This window comes from Thalassovita sp., from assembly GCF_963691685.1.
GTDB lineage: Bacteria > Pseudomonadota > Alphaproteobacteria > Rhodobacterales > Rhodobacteraceae > Thalassobius.
Window position 1 is genome coordinate 3,312,702 of the sequence record NZ_OY829290.1, and the last position, 22,730, is coordinate 3,335,431.

General features: G+C 60.9%; 19 protein-coding genes. 9 read left to right on the top strand and 10 right to left on the bottom strand.

Translation table 11 applies throughout. From position 1 onward, the window contains the following. The first annotated feature begins 134 nt into the window (after positions 1-134). Both ACORLH_RS15890 and ACORLH_RS15895 read left to right on the top strand, forming a co-directional pair. On the top strand, positions 135-1,037 hold the full coding sequence (locus ACORLH_RS15890; RefSeq protein ID WP_321829317.1) for a LysR family transcriptional regulator: 903 nt from the start codon (positions 135-137) through the stop codon (positions 1,035-1,037). 164 nt (positions 1,038-1,201) lie between these two features. After that, the gene (locus ACORLH_RS15895) at positions 1,202-4,201 is read left to right on the top strand and encodes an aminotransferase class III-fold pyridoxal phosphate-dependent enzyme (RefSeq protein ID WP_321829318.1); all 3,000 of its coding nucleotides are present in this window, start codon (positions 1,202-1,204) and stop codon (positions 4,199-4,201) included. Positions 4,202-4,354: 153 nt separating this feature from the next. Here ACORLH_RS15895 and ACORLH_RS15900 read toward each other — a convergent pair whose 3' ends face one another. Both ACORLH_RS15900 and ACORLH_RS15905 read right to left on the bottom strand, forming a co-directional pair. Beyond that, positions 4,355-5,461 (bottom strand): Gfo/Idh/MocA family oxidoreductase, encoded by a 1,107-nt coding sequence (locus tag ACORLH_RS15900; protein ID WP_321829319.1) that lies wholly within the window; start codon positions 5,459-5,461, stop codon positions 4,355-4,357. Positions 5,462-5,470: 9 nt separating this feature from the next. After that, complete coding sequence (locus ACORLH_RS15905) at positions 5,471-6,181, bottom strand: GntR family transcriptional regulator (protein ID WP_321829320.1); 711 nt, start codon at positions 6,179-6,181, stop codon at positions 5,471-5,473. 122 nt (positions 6,182-6,303) lie between these two features. On the opposite strand from ACORLH_RS15905, the gene ACORLH_RS15910 reads away from it, so the two are divergent. From ACORLH_RS15910 to dctP, 6 genes are all read left to right on the top strand, one after another. Beyond that, on the top strand, positions 6,304-7,458 hold the full coding sequence (locus ACORLH_RS15910; protein ID WP_321829321.1) for an LLM class flavin-dependent oxidoreductase: 1,155 nt from the start codon (positions 6,304-6,306) through the stop codon (positions 7,456-7,458). After that, positions 7,458-8,348: an aldo/keto reductase gene (locus ACORLH_RS15915; RefSeq protein WP_321829322.1), complete on the top strand. Its 891-nt coding sequence runs from the start codon at positions 7,458-7,460 to the stop codon at positions 8,346-8,348. The genes ACORLH_RS15910 and ACORLH_RS15915 overlap by 1 nt, the downstream gene beginning before the upstream one ends. Beyond that, positions 8,348-8,866, top strand: coding sequence for a flavin reductase family protein (locus ACORLH_RS15920; RefSeq protein WP_420719762.1), 519 nt, complete (start codon positions 8,348-8,350; stop codon positions 8,864-8,866). The genes ACORLH_RS15915 and ACORLH_RS15920 overlap by 1 nt, the downstream gene beginning before the upstream one ends. Positions 8,867-8,950: 84 nt before the next feature. After that, the gene (locus ACORLH_RS15925; RefSeq protein ID WP_321829323.1) at positions 8,951-9,541 is read left to right on the top strand and encodes a TRAP transporter small permease; all 591 of its coding nucleotides are present in this window, start codon (positions 8,951-8,953) and stop codon (positions 9,539-9,541) included. Continuing rightward, positions 9,541-10,830: a TRAP transporter large permease gene (locus ACORLH_RS15930; RefSeq protein ID WP_058244761.1), complete on the top strand. Its 1,290-nt coding sequence runs from the start codon at positions 9,541-9,543 to the stop codon at positions 10,828-10,830. The genes ACORLH_RS15925 and ACORLH_RS15930 overlap by 1 nt, the downstream gene beginning before the upstream one ends. 47 nt (positions 10,831-10,877) lie before the next feature. Beyond that, positions 10,878-11,939: a TRAP transporter substrate-binding protein DctP gene (gene dctP, locus ACORLH_RS15935; RefSeq protein ID WP_058244762.1), complete on the top strand. Its 1,062-nt coding sequence runs from the start codon at positions 10,878-10,880 to the stop codon at positions 11,937-11,939. Positions 11,940-11,995: 56 nt separating this feature from the next. Here dctP and ACORLH_RS15940 read toward each other — a convergent pair whose 3' ends face one another. Further along, entirely contained in the window at positions 11,996-12,466 is a 471-nt protein-coding gene (locus tag ACORLH_RS15940) for a tetratricopeptide repeat protein (RefSeq protein ID WP_321829324.1), read from the bottom strand. A 69-nt stretch (positions 12,467-12,535) separates the two neighbouring features. Between ACORLH_RS15940 and ACORLH_RS15945 the strand changes: the two genes are divergently transcribed. Continuing rightward, positions 12,536-13,789, top strand: coding sequence for a cytochrome-c peroxidase (locus ACORLH_RS15945; protein ID WP_321829325.1), 1,254 nt, complete (start codon positions 12,536-12,538; stop codon positions 13,787-13,789). A gap of 77 nt (positions 13,790-13,866) precedes the next feature. Here the strand turns inward: ACORLH_RS15945 and ACORLH_RS15950 are convergent, their stop codons facing one another. Genes ACORLH_RS15950 through ACORLH_RS15980 form a run of 7 tightly spaced genes read right to left on the bottom strand, consistent with a single transcriptional unit; the run spans position 13,867 to position 22,719 of the window. Further along, the gene (locus ACORLH_RS15950; RefSeq protein WP_321829326.1) at positions 13,867-15,801 is read right to left on the bottom strand and encodes a beta-galactosidase; all 1,935 of its coding nucleotides are present in this window, start codon (positions 15,799-15,801) and stop codon (positions 13,867-13,869) included. Between the two features lie 3 nt (positions 15,802-15,804). Then, positions 15,805-16,656, bottom strand: a complete 852-nt coding sequence (locus tag ACORLH_RS15955; protein WP_321829327.1) for an SMP-30/gluconolactonase/LRE family protein — start codon at positions 16,654-16,656, stop codon at positions 15,805-15,807. After that, positions 16,653-17,258 (bottom strand): 2-dehydro-3-deoxy-6-phosphogalactonate aldolase, encoded by a 606-nt coding sequence (locus ACORLH_RS15960; protein ID WP_321829328.1) that lies wholly within the window; start codon positions 17,256-17,258, stop codon positions 16,653-16,655. Before ACORLH_RS15960 ends, ACORLH_RS15955 begins: the two co-directional genes overlap by 4 nt. A 1-nt stretch (position 17,259) precedes the next feature. Further along, complete coding sequence (locus ACORLH_RS15965) at positions 17,260-18,198, bottom strand: 2-dehydro-3-deoxygalactonokinase (RefSeq protein ID WP_321829329.1); 939 nt, start codon at positions 18,196-18,198, stop codon at positions 17,260-17,262. Positions 18,199-18,202: 4 nt separating this feature from the next. After that, positions 18,203-18,976: an SDR family oxidoreductase gene (locus ACORLH_RS15970; protein WP_321829330.1), complete on the bottom strand. Its 774-nt coding sequence runs from the start codon at positions 18,974-18,976 to the stop codon at positions 18,203-18,205. A gap of 48 nt (positions 18,977-19,024) precedes the next feature. Continuing rightward, positions 19,025-20,734, bottom strand: a complete 1,710-nt coding sequence (locus tag ACORLH_RS15975) for an IlvD/Edd family dehydratase (protein ID WP_321829331.1) — start codon at positions 20,732-20,734, stop codon at positions 19,025-19,027. Next, on the bottom strand, positions 20,731-22,719 hold the full coding sequence (locus ACORLH_RS15980; protein ID WP_321832839.1) for an alpha-galactosidase: 1,989 nt from the start codon (positions 22,717-22,719) through the stop codon (positions 20,731-20,733). The genes ACORLH_RS15975 and ACORLH_RS15980 overlap by 4 nt, the downstream gene beginning before the upstream one ends. Positions 22,720-22,730 lie beyond the last annotated feature (11 nt).

Here is a 22,730-nt window from a genome sequence, read left to right on the forward strand (position 1 = left end):
TTCTGATCTCTTGCGATGTGGCGGTGCCCGTTTCCTGTCTTGCGGACCTGTCTGGGCTGCGCCTTGGCTTGATCTGAAGGTATCCCTGCGGTATCTGAATGATAATACCTCAGTAAGAACGGCATTATTTCCATATGGATCATAATCGCGACATCTTCGACGGCATGGTGCTGTTCTGCGCCGTAGTCGATCAGACCTCCTTCTCGGCGGCGGCCAAGCTGCTGGGCCACACCCCCAGCCATGTCAGCAAAGAAATCCAGCGGCTGGAAACCCGGCTGGGCACGCGGCTGCTCAACCGCACCACCCGACGGATCAGCCTGACCGAGGCGGGGCAGATCTACTATGACAACGCCCGCCGTCTGGTCGAAGATGCTGGCGCGGTGCAGGACCGGCTGCACGCATTGGGGGACCGGCCCTTTGGGGAATTGCGGATGAGTGTGCCGGTGATCTTTGCCCAAAGCTGCCTGCATCACTGGCTGCCCGAGTTTCTGGAGCGCTACCCGGAGGTCAGCCTGCAAATCGACATTTCGGAGCGCCGCGCCGATCTGGTGGGGGAGGCGATCGATCTGGCGGTACGGATCGGCACCCTGCCGGAATCCGATCTAATCGCGCGCGAGCTGTTTCGCACCCCCGGCGTGATGATCGCCTCCCCTGCCTATCTGGCCCACCATGGCACGCCGCAGGTGCCGGAGGATTTGGCCGGCCACAGCCTGATCGATTTCTCCTTCCACCAGACCACACAGCATTGGGATTTCTACCTGCCAGACGGCGGCACCACCCGCGTGCCTGTCAGCCCAAGAGTGCGCTGTAACGCTGCGGAAACGGAAAAAATGCTGGCCCTGCTGGGCGTCGGCATCACCCGCCTGCCCGAACTGGCCTGCCGTGAGGAATTGGCGCAGGGCCGCTTGGTCAGCCTGCTTCAGGACTATCAGCGCCCGCCCTCCGGCGTGCATGTGCTCTACCCCTCCAAGGAAAACATGCCCTCCAAAACCCGCGCAATGATCGACTTTCTGGTGGAAAAAAGCCGCCAGCGTTAATTCCATCAGCCCCGATGATGCTTTGATCAAATCGCACAGTGTTTGGTGGATATTTTATCCATTCCGCCTTGGGGTCGCTGGCAAAACCGTCTACCAAGTGGGCAACGAGGTTTTGCCCAAATCCGCCGCACACTCCGGCATTGGGCGGATGTCAGGAGGATGGCATGACACATTGGCAAGCGGCCCTGAAAGCGGCCTGGGGTATTGAGGCTGAGCTGACCGGGCTCGACGGTGAATATGACCTGAACATTCTGGCTGAGGCCGGCGCGCGGGGCGATTTTGTGCTGAAGGTCATGCGCCCCGGCTGTGCCGCCGATCTGATTGAGATGCAGGTCGCCGCCATGGCCCATATTGCCGAAAAATCCGACGCCCTGCCCTACCCCAAGGTGATCGCCACCAAAGACGGCGCCACCATTGCCACGCTGCAGGATGAACAGGGCCAGGATCGCCTGTGCTGGCTGCTGGAGAAGCTGCCGGGCCAGTGCTACGCCAAACACAGCCCCAAGACGCCCGAACTGATCGAGGAGTTGGGCCAGATCCTGGGCGCCACCGATCTGGCGATGGCGGATTTCCAGCACCCGGCGCTGACGCGCGATTTCAAATGGGACCTGATGCAGGGCCAATGGATCGGCGGGCACACGCAGGTCACCAGCGATCTGACACGTCAGGGCATTTTGCATGGCATCCTGTCTGATGTGGCGCTGATCTGGCCACGCCTGATGACCCTGCCGAAACAGGCGATCCACAACGACGTCAATGATTACAATGTGTTGGTCACCGGCGGCGCCTATGAACCGCAGCAGGTGTCAGGCGTGATCGATTTTGGCGATATGTGCGCCGCACCGCGGATCTGCAACCTTGCCATTGCTGCAGCCTATATCGTGCTGGACCACCCCGCGCCTGAGGTGGCGCTGGCCCATCTGGTGGCGGGCTATCACATCCAAAACCCGCTGACCGCGGCCGAGGTCGACATGATCGAGCCACTGCTGCGGTTGCGGCTGGCGGTTTCGGTTGTGAACTCCACCATTGAGGCGGCAGACAACCCCGATGATCCCTATGTGACCATCTCACAGGCCCCGGCCTGGCGCTATCTGGAGCGTGACAATGAACACCCCGGCCTGCTGAAGGCCCGCCTTCGCGCTGCTTGTGGCCTGCCGGTGACCAATGCGGCCGAGCGCATCCATGCCTTCCTGGCCGCCGAACAGGGCAATTTTGCCCCCGTAATGGGCCGCGATCTGGCGGATGTGCCGATGGGGTCCCTCTCGGTTGAAAACTGCGCGGAGCCGCAGAACCCCTTTGACATGCCGATTGAGGAAGCCGCCCAGCTGGGCGCGGAGTATGGCGACCAGGACGGCTGGTGGATCGGCTACTACAACGAACCACGCTTGATCTACGCCGAACCCGCCTTCCGCAAAGGGCCGTGGAAGGCCTCAAACCGGCGCACGGTGCATTTGGCGGTGGATGTCTTTGCGCCCGCAGACACGGCCGTGGCCACACCGATGGCGGCCAAGGTGCATGTGGTGGAAAACCGCACCGGCCATTTGGATTATGGCGGGGTGGTGATCCTCAGCCATGAGACGCCTAAGGGCGATACGTTCTATACGCTCTACGGCCATCTGGCCGCGGATGTGGTCGACACGCTGACCATCGGGCAAGACCTGGCCAAGGGGGAGGTGTTTGCCCGCCTTGGTGACCCCAGCCAGAACGGCGGTTGGGCGCCGCATATCCATTTCCAGCTGGCACTGACCACCGATGGCATGGGCCATGACTGGCCCGGTGTGGGCGATCCTGATGAGATGTACCTGTGGGAAGGGGTCTGCCCCAACCCCGCCGCGCTGCTCAATCTGCCCGCCGACAAGGTGCGCTATGAGCCGACCAACAAGGCCGAGGTTCTGGCCGGTCGCAAAGCGCATTTTGGCGGTAACCTCAGCCTGACCTACAAGGATCCGGTCATGCTGGTGCGCGGCTGGAAACACCACCTGTTTGACGAATGGGGTCGCCCCTATCTGGACGCCTATAACAACGTGCCACATGTGGGCCACGCCCATCCGCGCATTCAGGCCGTAGCAGCGGATCAGCTGAAGCGGATGAACTCCAACACCCGCTATCTGCACCCCGCCCAGACCGCTTTTGCTGAAAAAGTGCTGTCGAAACTGCCAGACCCGTTTGAGGTCTGTTTCTTTGTGAACTCCGGCACGGAGGCGAATGAACTGGCCCTGCGTCTGGCCCGCGCCCACACCGGGGCGAAGGGCATGGTGACGCCCGATCACGGCTATCATGGCAACACCACCGGGGTGATCGATATCTCGGCCTATAAATTCAACGCCAAGGGCGGCGTCGGGCAGTCTGACTGGGTGGAACTGGTTGAGGTGGCCGATGACTATCGCGGCCGTTTTGGCCGGGATGATGCAGACCGCGCCCAGAAATACGCCGACTTGGTCGATCCCGCGATTGCAGCGCTGCAAGACAAGGGCCATGGCGTTGCGGGCTTCATCGCCGAAACCTTCCCATCGGTCGGTGGGCAGATCATTCCGCCCAAGGGCTATCTGCCTGCGGTTTATGAGAAAATCCGCGCGGCTGGCGGTGTCTGTATCGCAGATGAGGTGCAGACCGGGCTGGGCCGTTTGGGCGAATACTACTTCGGTTTTGAGCACCAGGGCGCCCTGCCTGACATCGTGGTCATGGGCAAACCAATCGGCAACGGCCACCCGCTGGGCGTGTTGGTCACCACCAAAGCCATCGCCGAAAGCTTCGCTAAGGGGCCTGAGTTCTTCTCAACCTTCGGCGGATCCAACCTGTCCTGCCGCATCGGCAAGGAGGTTTTGGACATCGTTGATGACGAAGGCCTGCAAGCCAACGCCAAGGCGATGGGTGACAAGCTGATGGTGGGGCTGAAGGCGTTGGAGGCCAAGTATGAGGTCGTGGGCGACGTGCGCGGCATGGGCCTGTTTGTCGGGGTGGAACTGATCACCGACGCAGACAGCCGCCGTGAAGGGACCGAGATTGCCTCCTACGTCAAAAACCGCATGCGGGCGCATCGGATCCTGTTGGGCAGCGAAGGGCCGAAGGACAACATCCTGAAAATCCGCCCGCCGCTTTCTGTGGACGCAGAAGGGATCGAGATGATCCTAGACGCCTTGGACCAGATCCTGAGCGAAGTCTGATAGAAAGGCTGACCTTTGAAGTTAGCACGCGCCCGCCCCGTGGGGGCGGTTCGGGCGCGGCCAAATCAGAGATTTGACTGACCCAAGCCAGATCCCGAAAAAAGAAAGCCGCCCTTGCGGGGCGGCTTTTGTTGTCTTAACGCGCGGGCAGCCTCACAGCAGCTCAGCCATCTCCACCACGCGGCCCTCTTTCATCGAGATTTGGGCAGCCATCCCCATCAGAACGGCCATTTTGCCGTCGTTGAAGCTGACCTCGGGCCCGTCACGTTCACCGCGCACCAGTTCCAGAAACTTCTGGTGCTGATAGAAGGTCGAGCCGTTGTGATCCCCCGCTTCCAACAGTTCCGGGTCCACCGGGATCTCCCGCACAACGGGGCCTTTGGGATCACGTGGGCTCTCAATCAGTTGCGGCACAGGCGGTGCGCCCAGGTGGTCCGGCCAGAACCGTCCGGGTCCGGGCACCAGCGCCTCAACCTTGCCTTCAGGGCCAACCGCGCTGACCTCTTCCTGATAGCGCGAGCCTTCGGCGAACATGCACAGTTCCAGCATGGCGCGGGCGCCACCGGCGAAGTCCACGATGACATAGCCATTGTCGAGGATATCCGGGCGCTCACCTTCATACTCTTCAATTAAGTGGTTGGCGTCCTGACCGCCTGACGCCATCACGCGGACCGGCTCCGCCCCCAGAACCAGACGCATCAAGTCAAAGAAGTGGCAGCATTTTTCCACGAAGGTGCCGCCGGTGTAGCGGTTGAATCGATTCCAATCGCCGACTTTTTCCAGAAACGGGAATCGGTGTTCACGGATGGTCAGCATTTTGATGCCCCCGGTTGCGCCTTTTGCCGCCTCCAGCAAGGCCGCGATGGGCGGCATATAGCGGTATTCCATCGCCACCCAGACCGGCGCGGGATAGGTCGCAATAAACTGGTCCAACCGGGCCACATCAGCGGGATCGGTGAACAGCGGTTTTTCCACCAGCACAGGCACCGGACGCTCCGCCGCCATCTGTTCCAGCTGTTCAACATGGCGGTAGTTCGGGCTGGCGATCAGCACGCAGTCCAGATCCGGCTCTGACAGCAGGTCGGCCACATCCGCCGCCATCCGCGCCTTTGGTGCGATGGCCTGCGATTTCGCGGCCATCTCGGCATCGGGTTCAAAGATCACAGCGACCTCTGCCCCCTCCAAAAGCGCGATATTGCGCAGATGTTCCTGCCCCATCATGCCGCAGCCGATGATGCCATAGTTAACCTGTTTCTTCATTTGTCTTCCTCACTTCAGACGCTGCACGTAATGCGCAACATCCGTGTCAAACCATGTTCGCGAAAATTCGACCGGCGCGGGCGCCTGCGCCCAGCTCAGCCGTTCGATGTAGCCCACCGACGCCCCGGCCGGTTTGCCAAACCCTGCGGGCGCCCAATCCGGCGTGGTGCCAATGCTGACGTAATCCTCGGCCCGGGTGACCCAGAACCCCAGCTTCATCTTGTAGTAGCGATAAAGCGAATCTGAGACATGGGCGGGCTCCACCGCCCCGGCATCCCGGTCCAGCCAGATCTCCTCCACCGCGATGGGGCGCTTGTCCAAGAATCGCAGGCGCCTGATCCGCGTGCCGCGTTTTGATGTCCCGAATGCGCGGAAATTTTCGCTTTTGTCGCATTCCTCGATCGACAGAATGTCCGCCGTGGGCAGGCCACCGCCGCTGACAAGTTCCAGCCGGAACATAGAATAGACGCTGTCGACATCACCGCCCGCCCGGACATAATTGCCCGAGCCCTGGATCCGTTCCAACAGGCCTTGTTTCTCTAGCTCTGCAAGCGCTTTCCGTAGGGTCCGTACGGTGGTCCCATGTTGCTTGGCCAATTCACGTTCCGGCGGCAGGCGTGAGCCATCCACCAGGCGGCCCGCAGCGATCTCGCGGATCAGCACTTCAGAGATTTGCAGATAGATCGGCAGCGCAGAGGGCCGATCGCCTTTCTCATACATCCTGTGACCTTCCTCCCTCGTCTCAGGAAAATTGATGCACCATTGATCTACATCAAAGCGATTGCTATGCAAGGGTAAATCGAACGAAAACGAATAACCGCGAAATCTCGGGAGGAATTCGCATGACAGTTGTCCCAATCACCTCAGCTGGCCTGGATGCGGCCGAGGTTTCTTGGTTCGCCGCACTCTGTTCCGACGACTATCAGTTTCTGGGCGTGCCTGAGGGGGACCTGCGGTCATCCTGGTCGCATTGCTCAGACATCGTAAAAACCGCCGAGGCGCAGGGCTTCCGCAATATCCTGTGCCCCTCGTCCTATCAGGTGGGTCAGGACACGCTGAGCTTTGTCGCGGGCTGTGCGCCAATCACCGAAAAGATCAACATGCTGGCCGCGGTACGCTGCGGTGAGATGCAGCCGATCATGCTGGCCCGCACCATCGCGACGCTGGATCACATGCTGGAAGGCCGCCTGACGGTCAACATCATCTCCTCGGACTTCCCCGGTGAAAAAGCTGACAGCCCCTACCGTTACCAGCGCTCGCGTGAAGTGGTGGAGATCCTGAAACAGGCCTGGACCCGGGATGAGATCAACCACGCCGGTCAGGTCTATAACTTCTCCGGCCTGACCACGGATCCGGTGCGCCCCTATCAGACTGGCGGTCCGCTCTTGTACTTCGGGGGCTATTCGCCCGACGCGCTGGAGCTGTGTGGTGAACATTGCGACGTCTACCTGATGTGGCCGGAAAAGATGGAAGAGCTGGAAGGCCGGATGAAGGCCGTCCACGCCGTTGCCGAGAAACACGGCCGCACGCTGGACTATGGTCTGCGCGTCCATGTGATCGTACGCGACACTGAGGCAGAGGCGCGCGAATACGCCGATCACATCGTGTCCAAACTGGATGACGATCAGGGCAAGGCGATCCGGGAACGGGCGCTGGACGCCAAATCGCTGGGTGTCAGCCATCAGGCCAAGAACCGCGATATCGCTGATGATGACGGCTACATCGAGCCCAACCTCTGGACCGGCGTTGGCCGGGCCCGTTCGGGCTGCGGTGCGGCGCTTGTCGGCTCCACCGATCAGGTTATGTCAAAACTGGAGGCCTATCAGAAAATGGGCATCCGGGCCTTCATCCTGTCGGGGTATCCGCATGAAGAAGAAGCAAAACACTTTGGCCAGCGGGTTCTGCCGAACCTCAAAACCTGTTCGCTGCCGCATGAATATGGCCGGGTTCCGGCCGCTACCCCCCTCACCCCCCTTGGCGCAGGAGTTCGTCGCTAATGGACCGCATTTCCCTCACCTCTGATCTGTCCTTCAGCCAGCTGATTTACGGCATGTGGCGCATCGGCGATGTCGAAGACACCTCGCCTGCCACGGTTGAGGCCAAAATCCAGGCCTGTCTGGATCAGGGCATCACCACCTTTGACCAGGCTGACATCTACGGCGGCTATGTCGCCGAGGCGATCCTGGGCGGCGCGCTGAAAGCAAACCCGGCCCTGCGCAACCAGATGGAGATCGTCACCAAATGTGACATCGTCGCGCCGATTGGCCGTTACGCCGATAAGAAGGTCAAATACTACGACACCTCGCGTGCGCATATCGAAGCCTCAGTTGAGATGTCGCTGCGGGATATGGCGATTGACCATATCGACCTGCTGCTGATCCACCGTCCGGACCCGCTGATGGACCACCATGAAACCGGTGCCGCGCTGGATGATCTGGTCACGTCGGGCAAGGTGCGTTCGGTCGGGGTGTCCAACTTCCGCCCCTGGGACTGGGAGCTGCTGCAATCGGCGATGAAAACCAAGCTGGTCACCAACCAGATTGAAATTTCGCTGGCCGAAATCAGCCCCTTCACCAACGGCGATCTGGCCTTCCATCAGAAAGAGGCAACGCCGCTGATGGCATGGTCGCCCTTGGGTGGTGGCAGCCTGATGACCGGGGACAGCCCATTGGCCCAGCGTCTGGACGCAATAGCCGCCGATCAGGGTGTCGACCGCGCTGCCGTGGCGGTGGCCTTCCTGCTGCGTCATCCGGCCAAGATCCTGCCGGTGATGGGCACCAACAATCTGGACCGGATCAAAACCATTTCCGACGCGCTGAAGGTGCAGTTGGATCGGGAAACCTGGTTCCTGCTTTATGAGGCCGCACTGGGAACGGAGGTGCCCTGATGCATATGGATTTCGCCCCCTCAGGCCAGAGCTTTGTGCCTGACCCCAACAACACCCGCCTGCTGCGCGATGCCTTTGGCCGCTTTGCCACTGGCGTGACCATCGTCACCGCCCCGTCTGAGGCCGGACCGGTTGCCATCACCGCCAACAGCTTTTCCAGCGTGTCGCTGGATCCGCCGCTGGTGCTGTGGTCGCCCGATAAGAACTCGCGCCGCTTCCCCTTCTTTGAGAAGGCCCAGCACTACGCGATCCATATTCTGGCCGCGGATCAGGATGAACTGTGCTGGCGCGTGGCCAAGGATATTGCCGGGCTGAAAGGCGAAAGCCTGAAACTGAACAACGAAGGGGTGCCGGTGCTGGATGGATGTCTGGCCCGTTTCGAATGCCGCCAGACCGCCATTTACGAAGGCGGCGACCACGCCATCGTCCTGGGTGAGGTTCTGCGCGCTGAGATGCGCGATGACGGCGACGCCCTGACCTTCTTCAAGGGTCAGATGGGCAAAATGGCCACGAATTAAAACGCGCTGGCCCTGTTGAGGAGCGGGGCCAACAGCTGAGGCGAAACGCCAGGGTCCAATGAGGCCCGACAAGGGAGGAACTGCATGGGCGCACTGATCACGCTTGCCCGCGTCTTTAACGGGATACTCACACCCCTGCTTGCGCTGGGGCGTTGGATTGGCGTGTTTGCGATTGCCACGATGGTGGTGGTCATTCTGGTGCAGGTGTTCTGCCGCTATGTGCTGAACAACGCCCTGCCCTGGCCGGATGAGGCCGCACGCTTCTGCATGTTGTGGATGGCTGGCCTGATGGCGCCCACCGCGTTTCGCGCTGGCAGTTTTGTGGCGATTGATACGATCGAGGCCCTGCTGCCCAAAACCGCCATTCGCCTGCTGTCGCTGGTCCTGTTGTGCGTGTCCCTCACCGTTTTGGTGATCGCGGTGCAGATCGGCTACAAAGAGGTCACCGGCATCGGCGGCCGTTTCGCCACCGCCTCGCTCTACCTGCCGACTTCACTCAGCTTTGACAGCTGGTACCGCATCCCCCGCAGCTGGATGATGCTGTCGCTCCTTGTTGGGGTGGCGATGCTGATTGCTGTGAACATCGAACTTATCCTGCGCGGATTTATCCGCCTTCTGGGCCGCGGCGATGCGCTGCCTGCCCTGCCCCATGCCGTCTCGGGAGGCGCCGAATAATGCTCATCTGGTTCCTGCCCCTGTTTCTGGCGCTTCTTCTCATCGGTCTGCCGGTGTTCTTTGCCCTGTTGTTCGCCCCCGGCGCGCTGCTGTGGCTGAACGGACAAGAGCGTGACATCACGCTGCTCTACCGCAACCTTTACAACGGGATGGACAGCTTCCCGCTGATGGCGATCCCCTTCTTCATGCTGGCGGGTGAGCTGATGAACCGCGGAGGCATCACGCTGCGGCTGGTGGAGTTTTCGCAGGCCCTGATGGGTCACCTGCGCGGTGGACTGGCACATGTGAACGTGCTGTCCTCGATCCTGTTCGCCGGCCTCTCCGGCTCTGCCGTGGCGGACACCTCGGCGCTGGGGTCGATGCTGATCCCCGCGATGGAAAAACAGGGTTACAGCCGTAAGTTTGCCGCCGCCATCACCGCCGCCAGTTCGGTGATCGGCCCGATCATCCCACCCTCGGGCATCATGATCATCTACGCCTATGTCATGGGCGAAAGCGTCGCCGCGCTGTTCCTTGCGGGCATCGTGCCCGGCGTGATGGTCGGCATTGGCCTGATGGTGATGATCAAGGTCATGGCAGACCGCTATGACTTCCCCGTTGCCTCACAGAAAGCGACTTGGGGCGAACGTGGTCAGGCCAGTCTCAAGGCGTTTTTCCCGCTGCTGACCCCGGTGATCATTCTGGGCGGCATCCTGGCTGGTGTCTTCACCCCAACCGAGGCCGCCGCTGTGGCCGTTGCCTATGCGCTGTTCATCGGCCTATTTGTAATCAAGACGCTGAAGTTCTCGGAACTGCCCGATGTGCTGACCCGCGCTGGCCTGACCTCAGCTGTGGTGCTGCTGCTGGTGGGCGCGGCCATGTCGTTCAAAACCGTTGTGTCGCTCAGCCATGCGCCTGAACAGCTGGCCGCCTTTATTCTGGCACTGACAGAGAACCCGCTGCTCTTGCTGTTCCTGATCAACCTCTTGCTGTTTGTCGTCGGCATGTTCCTGGACGCAGGCCCCGCGATCATCATTCTGGGCCCGATCCTGGGCCCCGTCTTTGCCGGCCTAGGCGTCGACAGCATCCACTTTGCCATCATCATGTGTGTGAACCTGACCGTGGGTCTGGCGACACCGCCGATGGGGCTGGTGCTGTTTGTGGCCTCTGCCGTTTCCGGTGAACGGGTGACCACCATTGCCCGCGCCATTCTGCCTTTCCTTGCGGTGGAGGTGGTGGTGATCTTCCTGATCACCTTCTTCCCCGCAATCTCCATGACGATCCCGCGTCTGACGGGGTTCGCCAATTAAACCTTAACCATTTCAGACAAAATATGAGCACTCAGGGAGGAACACGCATGCTCAAGAAAACACTGAAAACCCTGGCCCTCGCGGGCCTGATGGCTGGCACCGCACTCTCTGCGGCGCAGGCTGCGGATTACACCATCCGGGCCACCGCCAACTCGAACGAAAACGACGAAGACTATGACGGTCTGGTCGTGTTCAAAAACTACGTTGAGGCAGCCTCCAACGGCGCCATCGAGGTAGAGCTGTTCATCGGCACCCAGCTGTGCTCGAACGGTGCGGAATGTCTGCAGGGTGTGGCTGACGGTTCGATCGACGTCTACATCTCGACCTCGGGCGGGGCCGCTGGCCTGTTCCCCTATGTTCAGGTGCTGGATCTGCCCTACCTGATGGCGGACGACCGTGTTGCGGAACATGTGCTGTCGGGTGAGTTCACCCGCACCCTGCGTCAGATGGCGCTGGCCGACAGCGGCGACACCATCCGCCTGATGACCATCGGCAACACCGGCGGCTGGCGCAACTTTGCCAACACCAAACGCCGCGTGGCGGAACCTGCCGATATGGAAGGTCTGAAGATCCGTACCGTGGTTGCCGACCTGCCGCAGGAACTGGTTAAGGCACTGGGCGCCTCGCCCACCCCGATCCCGTGGCCTGAGCTGTTCACCTCGTTCCAGACCGGTGTAGTCGAAGGTTCGAAAAACGGCATCACCGACATCATGGGCATGAAATTCCCCGATGCCGGTCTGCAGTATGTCACCCTCGATGGCCATGCCTACATGGGTGCGCTGTGGTGGATGAGCAACGAAACCTTCACCGGCATGCCCGAAGACATGCGCCGCGTGGTGGTTGATGGCTTCTACGCGCTGCAACAGGCAACCTTTGCCTCGCCCAAGCGTAAATCCATCGCCGCCTATGAAGAGTTCGTCGCCGGTGGCGGGGACCTCTACGTTCCGACCCCGGCCCAGAAAGCAGCCTTCAAAGAAGCCGCTTCGCCCGTTTACGACTGGTTCAAAACCAACGTCGACAAGGGTGAAATGGCCTTCAACGCGCTGACCGAAGCGGTTGCCGCGGCCGAGGCAGACATCAACGGCGCCCGCGACGCTGACCTGCAATAAGCAAAGAAAAGGGCGGCTCCTCGGGGCCGCCCTTTTTCTATCGCCCGCTTCGTCTGTTAACGGAACGGATACATCCAGGCCCTATAATCGGCGACCAAGATATGCGCTTTTTCAATCTGCTCCGGCGTCATCTTCTTAATCACTTCTTCCAGGCTGATCGCCGCGTCGGGATCGCCGCCAATCGCGCTGAGCGTATACCACATATAGGCACGGGTCAGATCCGGCGTCGGCATGCCGCGCCCGATCTCATAATACCAGCCAACCCCCGACTGCGCGCCGGGATGGCCCTTCATCGCGCTGCGCAAATACCATTCAAACGCCCGCTCATCATCGCGCTCAACCCCCAGTCCCATCGCATACATGATGCCGATCAGCTCTTCCGCATCGGCATTGCCCGACCGCGCCGCCGGCCACAGCTCATCATAGGCGGCCGGGAATTCCCCTGCCTCCATCAGATCGCGCGCTTTTTCGATCTCGGCAACAGCGGGGGTGGCAGCAAGCGCAAGGGCAAACATCAGGCGGCGCATTGGGGTCTTCTCCTCGGGTTCGGGTCGCTTTTGGCACTGTCACATCCCGCCCATTCCGAGGCCGGACCAGTGCCGCTTGGACCACAGGATTTTATAGAATTCGACGCAAAGCAAGCAGAGATTGGCCGCCTGTTGTTTTTTGATAAAATATTGTCAGGAAACAAAAATATCAGCTGCTCCACCTGTCATCACCCTAGTCTTGGCACCTCTGATGGATTGTCACTTGGGGTCGGTGAAGGCGGTGTTGGACTGGGTCCAAAACGCACCAGTGGCACGGGCGCGGCCCGGATCGAAAAACGGGTGCCGCGCAATGCGCCGGCGCTGTGGAACCTTGGGGCCAAAGAGGTCTCGATCCTGATGCATGACGGTCGGATTTCGATCGGCGATGACTATGAAAATGGCTTCAACACCCCCGGTGAGGAATGGCTGCCTGAGGGGCTGAACTCGCTTTTGGCGGCGCAGGCGCTGTTTCCGCTGACCTCGGCCACCGAAATGGCCGGCGGGTCTGAGGAAAATGAGGTTGCAGGCGCGGTCAATGACCGCATCGATTACGGCTGGCCCATCGTGGCCAAACGGGTCCGCACCCTGCCGCGATATGGCGAAATGTTCGTTGAGGCCTTCGACCATATTGAGACCCCCGATCAGGTCACAATCACCGAGATTGCCAATGCGTTGGCCGCCTTCGTCGGCACTGAATTTCGCAGCTATGACAGCGCGTTAGATCGTTATCTTTCTGGGGAGAAGACAGCCCTCACCCCCGCAGCCGAACGCGGCATGGATCTGTTTTACGGCAAGGCGGACTGCGCCAGCTGCCACTCAGGCCCGCTGCTTAGTGATCAGAAATTCCACGCCCTCGCCCTGCCCGCCTTTGGCCCCGGCCGAACCCGCCGGTTTGACCCGATGGTGCGCGATGTTGGCCGCATGGGCGAAAGTGATCGTTTGGAAGACGCCTACCGCTTCCGCACCCCGTCCTTGCGCAACGTTGCGCTGACGGCCCCCTACGGTCACAACGGCGCCTATCAGACCCTGCGCCAGATGCTGGCCCACCACCTGGACCCCAGCGGCATGCGCGCGGATTGGCAGCCAGAGGATGCGCAGCTGGTGTCAGCCCCATGGCTCGCGCCAATCGACTTTGTGGCGCAGGCCGACCGGCTGGAAATGGCCCGCCTCGCTGCCAGCCAAGAGATTGATCTGCCACGCCTTTCCGAAGATGAGGTTGAGGATATCCTCGCCTTTCTGGACAGTCTGACCGGCGCCGCGGCGGCAACACAAGATTTTGACATCCCAAGTGAAGTGCCAAGTAAACTGCCGCTGGATCAATAAACTTCCGGCGATGTGAAAGGCGGGGGAAATCTCTTGCCCCCGCCTGTTGAATTATCGATTGCGCGCGAAGCGCCCTATCAGATTTCTTCGCGTGTCACCGAAAGCGGCGCAAACTTGCGCCCGTTCAGGGTGATGTCTTCCGGCAAGTGATTGAACCAGAACCGCTCTTCGCCACAATCGCGGCGGCGCAACCCATCTGGCATTACCTCTGTCTCAATCCCGGCAGCCAGACACAGCGGTTCAATCACCCGCAGCCAGCCCGCCTGATCCAACAAGGCGCCAAGATAGGTCAGCGCACCGCTGCCATTACCTGCGCGCATCGCAACAGGCGCACCGCTGGCGTCGCGCAGGGTGACCTCAGCGCTGCCTTCCAGCACCTCTTGATAGCCTTCGATCTGGCCAACCAACCCGGCGTCATTGGCGGCAAGACTCCTTGGCAGATCAGGCCGCAGGCTTTCAACCCGCGCAACCGTCACATCCAACCCCGGCATCGCCGGCGGCAGCGGATTGGGCAAGTTCATATCCTGATCCCGCGCCCCCGAGCGCGGCCCGATCAACACCTGCGCCTGCCCGGCATGCTCTGCCAAAGCCGTCTTCAACGTCTCCGCCATATGCATCTGCCCAGGCGCAAGCAGCAGCTGATAGCCCGAGAAATCCACGGTTTCAGGTCGCAGAATATCAACCGAGAGCCCCAGGCTGCGCAGCGCACGGTAACAGTCAAACACCACACCAAAGTAGCTTAACCCTGCCCCATGTGGCTGCACCGCCCAGGCGGCATCCGCAGCATAGTCAAAGATCAGCCCCACCCGGGCGTGACCGGTTGACACCTCGGGCGCATCAGCCAGTTCAGCTGCAACCACGCGCGCCTCCTCCGCGGCGGGGGCGTCAACGGAATCCGGTCGTAGCATGCCGGCATGCATCTGCTCCTGCGCCATCGGTGCCTGCCGCCAGCGGAAATAGCACACAGCCTCTGCGCCGTGGGCAAATGCCTCCCACGACCAAAGCCGCACCATCCCCGGCAAAGGCGCCGGATTGTAAGGCGCCCAGTTCACCGGCCCGGGTTGCTGTTCCATCACCCACCAACGGCCCTTGCCCACAGCACGGTATAGGTCGTGGTGGAAGGCCTGAAAGTCAGGATCCCCCTGTTGGGCATATTTGCGCTGCCGATCCGCATCCGCGCCAACGCGATCCTCAAGGAAGCCCAGCGGATAACTGTCCCAGCTGGCAATTTCCAGATCATCACCAACCTTGAAGTGGTCAAAATCCGTGATCCGCCCCATGTAGTTATGCGCGATTGGCGCGGCGGAATGCTGCCGGATGATCTCCGCCTGCAGACGATTAAACGCAACCACCTGATCCGAGGCAAAGCGCCGGAAGGCCAGGCTATGCGCCGGGTTGGGTTCTGTCACCGTAAGGTTCGGTAAGTCTATGTTTTCAAAACATTCATACTCCATCGACCAGAAGACATTGCCCCAGTCTCGGTTCAAATCATGAATATTTTGATAACGCTGCGCCAGCCAGCGCTGAAACGCCTGTCGCGCGGCATCGGAATAGGAAATCGTGGTGTCGTGACAGCCATATTCATTGTCCGTCTGCCAGGCCGCCACATGCGGGTTGCGGCCATATCTTTCCGCCATAAGCGTCACGATCCGGGCACACTCCTGCTTGTACCCCTCATGACTGAAACAATAATGTCGGCGGGAGCCGAATTTCCGCGGCCGCCCCTGGTCATCCACGGCCAGCATGTCGGGATGACGTTCTACCATCCAGCGCGGCGGGGTCGCGGTTGGCGTGCCCAAAACAACGCGCAGGCCGGCAGCGCCCAGCACCTCAATCGCCTCATCCAGCCAGCCAAACTGCAATTCACCCGGCCGCGGCTCTAGCCGCGACCAGCTGAACTCCCCAATCCGAACCCAGGTGAGGCCAATTTCGGCCATCCGACGCGCATCTTCGCGCCAGATCTCGCGCGGCCAATGTTCGGGGTAATAACAAGTGCCAAGCGTACGCTTCATGCTTCAGACTCTCACCTGATGTTCCGGCTGACCGGCGATATCCAGTTTCGAAACAAAGACTTGCCCCTTCAGAGGATCGCTGTCAGCGGGCAGGCCTTCAGCAGCGGTTGTTACAAACAGTTGGTTCAGATCCGCACCGCCAAACGCCGGGCAAGACGACTGGGTCGCGCCGACCTCAACCGCGCGCAGAAACGCCCCATCCGGCCCATAACACGCCACGCGTGAGGCCCCCCATTGTGCGTTCCACAAACGGCCCTCCGCATCGACAACGGCACCATCGGGGTTCAGGTTTCCGGCGTTAAGATCGATGAACACCTCATGCATACCCAGCGGCCAACCCTCTGAATCCAGGGGCTGCTTCATGATAAATTTGGTTACGGTATCAGTGAAATAGGCACAGGTGCCATCAGGGGCAAAACAGATCGCATTGGAAATGGTGATATCGTCAAACAGCCGGGTCAGCTTGCCTTGATAATACCGGTAAATCGCCCCCGCCCCAGGCTCCGCCTGAAAGCCCATGGTGCCGATCCAAAAGCCGCCATAAGGGTCCGCACGCCCGTCGTTTGAGCGTGTTTTGGGATTGTCCGCTTCCATATCCACCAGGTGCTGACGCTCACCACTGTTCAGGTTGAACCGCGACAGGCCCGTTTCCGAGGCTAGAAGCAACTCATCCTCGCTGATCCAACCAGCGGCAGATACATGATCGCGAAACCGCCATTCCAGCGGCCGCCCGTCCTGTTGGGAGAGCAGCTTTTTACCCAGAATATCAAACCAAAACAGCTGCTTACGAAGAGGGTGCCAAAGCGGCCCCTCGCCGAGAGTACAACTGCGCTTGTCAAAGACTTCGGCGCTCATTTCATAGCCTCATCGTAGGACTTAACGATTTTTTCAGCTTTCTGGCTGATGCTGTCTGGCGACTCACCCGGTTTGTAGAGGGCTGTTCCAATGCCAAACCCATCTGCCCCCGCAGCGCGCCATTCTGCAAAGTTTTCAGGTCCCGCACCACCCACGGCGTAGCAGGGTAATTCTTTTGGCAGAACCGCCCGGTAGGCTTTCAGCCCTGCCGGTCCGATCAGGCTGGCCGGGAAGAACTTCAACCCGTCAGCCCCTGCACGCCAGGCGGTAAAGGCCTCACTTGGTGTCATCACGCCGGGATAGCTCAGCATGTTCAGACGTTTGGTCGCCTCAATCACCGGCACATGGCAATCTGGCGACACGATCAAACGCCCCCCTGCGGCGGCAACATCAGCAACGTGTTCTGGCTGTAAAACCGTGCCCGCCCCGAACAAGGCTTTGTCGCCATGTGCCTCAACCATGGAGGCGATCGACTGCAGCGGATCGGGGGAGTTGAGCGGCACTTCGATCCGGGTGATGCCCGCGTCAATCAGGCGGCCGGCAATGTCCACAGCTTCGGGCGGGGTGATCCCGCGCAGGATTGCAATGATGTTACGGCTCATCTCAGCCCTCTTTGAAAAATGTCGTCAGATCGTGGCGCGCCCGGGTCAACCCGGCAAGCACCAATGCATCGCCATCAATCCGGCGCACCTTTGCCCCGGCCTCGGCAAGGGCCAGTTGGTAATGCTGGCACAGGGCCGCCGCGCCGATCAGCACAACCTCCTGTTCCCGCCAATAGGCCGCAGCGCCGGCCAATTCCTGGCCCAACAGGCGGCCAGACAGTTGCGCACGGCCTTGCCCCGCACTAGCCCCATGAAGCAACATACCCGCCCGCACGGCAAAGAGGTCGCCAAGCAACGTCTCAGGTCGTGTCAGGCTTTCACCTACAGCAGCAAGAAACTGCGCCTTATCCCAATCCTCTGCCGTACCCACAGAATGGCGCAGGACCGAATGCCCCGCCAGTAGCGCAAAGACCTCGCCGGTCATGAAACTGGTAAAGCGGGCGACCTGCCCGTTCGCGACCTGCACCCATTTGCTATGGGTACCAGGCAGGCAAAAGACGCCGGAAAAACCTGGCTGATCGGCCAGAAAACCAGCGATCTGCGTCTCCTCACCTCGCATAACATCTGCGGGTTCTGCCTGTTTCAAACCCGGCAAAATCCGCACGTCCAGCCGTGGGTCTCCTGCGGCAACGGAAATCGCCTGCCCCGCCACCACCGGCGGGCAAGGCACCGCGCGATAGCCCGCATCCTGCCAGCCCTGCGCCGCGCCGACCATCCCGCAGCACAGGATCATCGTCCGCTGTTCCGGGTCCAGGTAGGGATCGATCAAGGCAAGCAATGCCGGCTCAAACTCCGCCGGGTTGAGCCGCCCCATCCCCTGATCCGACTGCAGCGCCTGAACCGGATGATCCCCCTGCATCACCCAGGCGCGCAGATGACTGGTGCCCCAGTCCACCGCGATCCACTCCGCCAGCATCTTGCCCTCTGTCTCGGTGTTCACGTCTTTACCCCGTGGTTACCACGCCACCGTCGACGACCATCATCTGGCCCGTCATCATCCGGCTGGCGTTGGAGGCCAAAAACAGCACCGCATCCACCATGTCCTGCGGCACCAAATGTTCCTTCAAACATTGGCGCTCAAGATGGGCGGCCAGCGCCTCGGGGTCCGCCCACATATCAAGCTGCTTCTGGGTCAGGACCCACCCCGGTGCCAGCGCGTTCACCCGGATTCTGTCGGGCCCAAACTCACGTGCCAAAGATCGGGTCATGCCATTTATCCCTGCGTTTGCAGTGGTATAGGCCGGGTAGCCTGCATTGCCCATCATATAGCTGATGGAGGAGATGTTGATCACGGACCCATGGCCCGCCTGCTGCATCTGGCGGATCGCAGCCTGGCAGCCAAAGAAGTAGCTTTTGAGGTTGATGTCCTGGCTCCAATCCCAGAACGCCTCATCCACATCCAAAGTGGCATGGCGCTGATCGTTGGCGGCATTGTTGACCATCACGGTCACGGGACCATGCGCTGCCGAGGCTTGTTCAATTGCCGCCTGCAGCTTGGGAATATCCGTCACATCACATTGAACAAACAGGGGTTTTACCCCGTGTCTTTCGGCCATCTCCTCGGCAAACCCTGAGGCGTCAGACCGCTGAACAAAGGCAACTTTGGCGCCCTGTTTCAGGAAGCCTTCGGTCAGATCCGCGCCAATACCGGACCCGCCGCCGGTGATAAAGACGCTGGCGCCGATCAGGTCGTGAAATGTTGCTGTGGTGTCAGCCATGGCTGGCTCCTTCTTAGGTGGCGCGCATCGGCGGCCGAATGTCAGAGATCAGTGACTTTCGCGGGTCACAGGACGTGTGTCTTTGCCAACAAGGAAATCAAGGTCCGCCCCCTGATCCGCCTGCAGCACGTGATCGACATACATCTTGGCGTAGCCGCGGGTGTAATGAGGGGGTTCTGGCGTCCAGGCGGCCTGACGCTCGGCCAGTTCTTCGGCCGGGATCAGCAGATCCAGCGTGCCCTCGGTCACGGACATACGGATGCGATCCCCGGTTTTCACCAGTGCCAGCGGGCCACCGGCCTGGGCCTCGGGGCTGACGTGCAGCACTACCGTGCCATAGGCCGTGCCGGACATGCGCGCATCGGAAATCCGCACCATATCCCGCACCCCCTGTTTCACCAATTTCGACGGGATCGGCATATTGCCCACTTCCGGCATGCCCGGATAGCCCTTCGGCCCGCAGCCTTTCAGCACCAGGATCGTATCGGCGGTTACCGGCAGATCATCACGATTGATATTGGCGCGCAGGTCTTCAATAGTTTCAAACACATAAGCCTCACCCTCATGGTCCAGCAGGTGGTCCGAGGCGGCTGAGGGTTTGATGATCGCCCCTTTGGGGGCGAGGTTGCCGCGCAGCACTTTCAGACCCGCCGCAGGTTTCAGCGGGTTGTCAAAAGGCCGGATCACATCGTCGTTCCAGCACTCGGCCTCATCGGCGTAAACCTTGATGTCACCGCCAAGCACTGTACGGGCAGACCGCAGGCGATCGCCCAGCTCCTTCAGCACCACAGGCATGCCGCCCGCGTAGCAGAAATCCTCCATCAGGTATTTGCCGGACGGCATGCAGTTCACCAGCAAGGGGATATCGCTGCCAAGCAGGAAGTCGTCTAGCGTCAGATCGATGCCCACACGGCCGGCGATTGCCAGCAGGTGCACCACCGCATTGGTGGAGCCCCCGACGGCGGCATTGGCCATGATCGCGTTTTCAAAGCTTTCGCGGGTCATGACATCGGAAAGCTTCAACTCTTCCTCAACCATTTCCACGATACGCTTGCCCGTCATATGGGCCAGCGCCATCCGGCGCGCATCCACTGCAGGCAGGGCGGCATTGGTGGGCAGGCTCATCCCCATCGCTTCGACCAGCGATGCCATGGTTGAGGCCGTGCCCATTGTCATGCAAACCCCTTTGGATCGGCTCATGCCGCTTTCCGCCGCCATGAAATCCTTCAGGGTCATCTCACCAGCGCGCACGGCCTCGGAGAATTTCCACACATCGGTGCCTGACCCGATGTCTTTGCCCTGCCATTTGCCGTTCAGCATCGGCCCTGAGGAGACCACAATGGTTGGCAAATCGACCGAGGCCGCGCCCATCAGCTGACCCGGGGTGGTCTTGTCGCAGCCCCCCAAGAGCACAACACCGTCCATGCCATAGGCGCGGATCGATTCCTCCACATCCATGGCCAAAAGGTTGCGAAACAGCATCGCTGTTGGCTTCATCTGGGTTTCGCCCAGCGACATCACCGGAAACTCCACCGGGAAGCCGCCAGCCTCCCAGACGCCGCGTTTCACGCCCTCGGCCAATTCGCGTAAGCCGCTGTTACATGGCGTTAATTCCGACCAGGTGTTGCAGATGCCGATCACCGGACGGCCGTCAAAGGCATGGTCCGGGAAGCCCTGATTTTTCATCCAAGAGCGATGGATAAACCCATCGCGATCCTGCTTGCCGTACCACGCGCGGTTTCTGCGTTCTTTTGTCATAGGCGTCTTCCTTCGATGACCCGGATCGTGTCCGGGAAATCCCAGGGCAACGTCAGCCCGTGGGACATGAGATATTGTCCGCTGATTACCACCGGGCCCTGTTTCAGGGCGGGCGTGCCGCGCGACAGGCCTGGCAAGCCATCGCGGGTGCGGAGGTTGATTTCATACTGCGCGTCCGGCGCCAGCTGGGTCAGGCGCAAGGGGCGCGGCAGGATCTGGTCCGAGGCCGCAACCTGCGCTGCAAAAACCACAAACTGATCGCCTGATGGGCACAGCTGCTGTTCGGCGATCACCGCTGGATCAGCGTGATCCAGACGCAGGATATCGGCCTGGCGCATCCAATCGCGGTTTGCCTTCCACCAGCTGGTGACCTCTTTCAGCACTGCCGCTTCCTCGGCGCTCAGCTCGCGTGGGTCCATTTCGAAACCCATATGCCGCTGCGCCGCCGTCCAGGCGCGCAAGGGCATCGGCAGCACCCGGCCTGAGGTATGACAATGGCGCGGCCCGACGTGGCTGCCGGTGATTGCGGTCGGCAGGAACAGCGCCGCGTCATGCTGGATCCGCTGACGTTCCAGCGCGTCGTTGCTGTCAGACAGCCAGACCCGTTGGGTGTGTTGCAAGACGCCTGCGTCAATCCGGCCCCCGCCTGAGGCGCAGCTTTCGAACTCCACCCCGGGATAGGCCGCGCGCAGATCTGCCAGCAGTTGATAGGTGCCAGTGCACTGGGCGGCATCGGGGATCGGCAGCAGGCGGTTGTGATCCCATTTGACATAGTCGATGTCATGGGCGGCCAGCACCGCGTTCATCTGTGTAAACAGATATGAACGCACCGCCGGATTGCTCATATCAAGCACCCTCTGCTGGCGGCCCTCCACCTGATCTTCGGGGCCAAGGATCCAGTCGGGATGAGCGCGGGCCAGATCACTGTTGAGGTTGACCATTTCCGGCTCAAACCAGAGGCCAAAGCGCATGCCAAGACCGTGAACGTGGTCGATCAGCGGCGCAAAACCCTCCGGCCATTTGCGCGGGTCAATCTGCCAATCGCCCAGGCTGGAGGTGTCATCATCGCGGCGGCCAAACCAGCCGTCATCCAGCACAAAACGTTCTGCCCCCAGATCCGCAGCGATCGCTGCGATGTCTTTCAAGACCTCAAGATCGTGGTCGAAGTAGATCGCTTCCCAGCAGTTGTAATGCACCGGGCGGGGCCGGTCGGGGTGTGGCCAATCCACCAGATGGTCGCGGATGTAGCGTTGGAAGGCCACCGCCGTGCCGTTGAACCCATGGTCAGAGCGCGCCAGCAGCAGCGGTGCGGTTTCAAACCGGGTGCCCGTGCCGCAGGTTCCGGCTGCATGGCCCCATTGGATCTGGCGGCGGCCATCGGGCAGCTCTTCGGCGATCAAACGATGACCACCGGACCAGCCGTAATGCATGGCAAAACTGGTGCCCGCGGTGTTGCGACATCCGGTTTCCGGGAACAGCGCAAAGGGCGGATGTTCATGGCCAGATCGCCCGCCGCGTGCTTCACGCAGATGGACACCCCGGCGCCACGGGGTCTTAACCTGTTGAAATTCACCAATCCATCGGCCAGAGAAATCGATCATCTCCTCAGCCAGTTGCGGCCCGGGCATCACCGGCGCCGCCAGCCAATGCAGGGTGATCGGCGCCTTAGACTCCAGAACGGTGCGGGCGGCGATCACCTGATCCACCACCGTAAACTCAAACCGTAGGGTAAGCCCCAGATCAGGGTCTGACACCACAATGCCGGTCGCATCTGACGCGGTGAGTTGCAGCTTCGGATGCAGCTCCGCCCCGTCACGATAGGCCACAAGGCCAGGCTGGCCCGCAAAACTATCGCGCGCCAGCGGGCAGAGTGTGATCGGTGCGATCTCATCCATCATGCCGCCGGTGACATCCGGCGTCATTGCGGCGGCGATGGCGCCAAGGTCTGCATCTGCGGGCAATGGTGTCCCCCAGTAACAGACCATGGGAACACCCC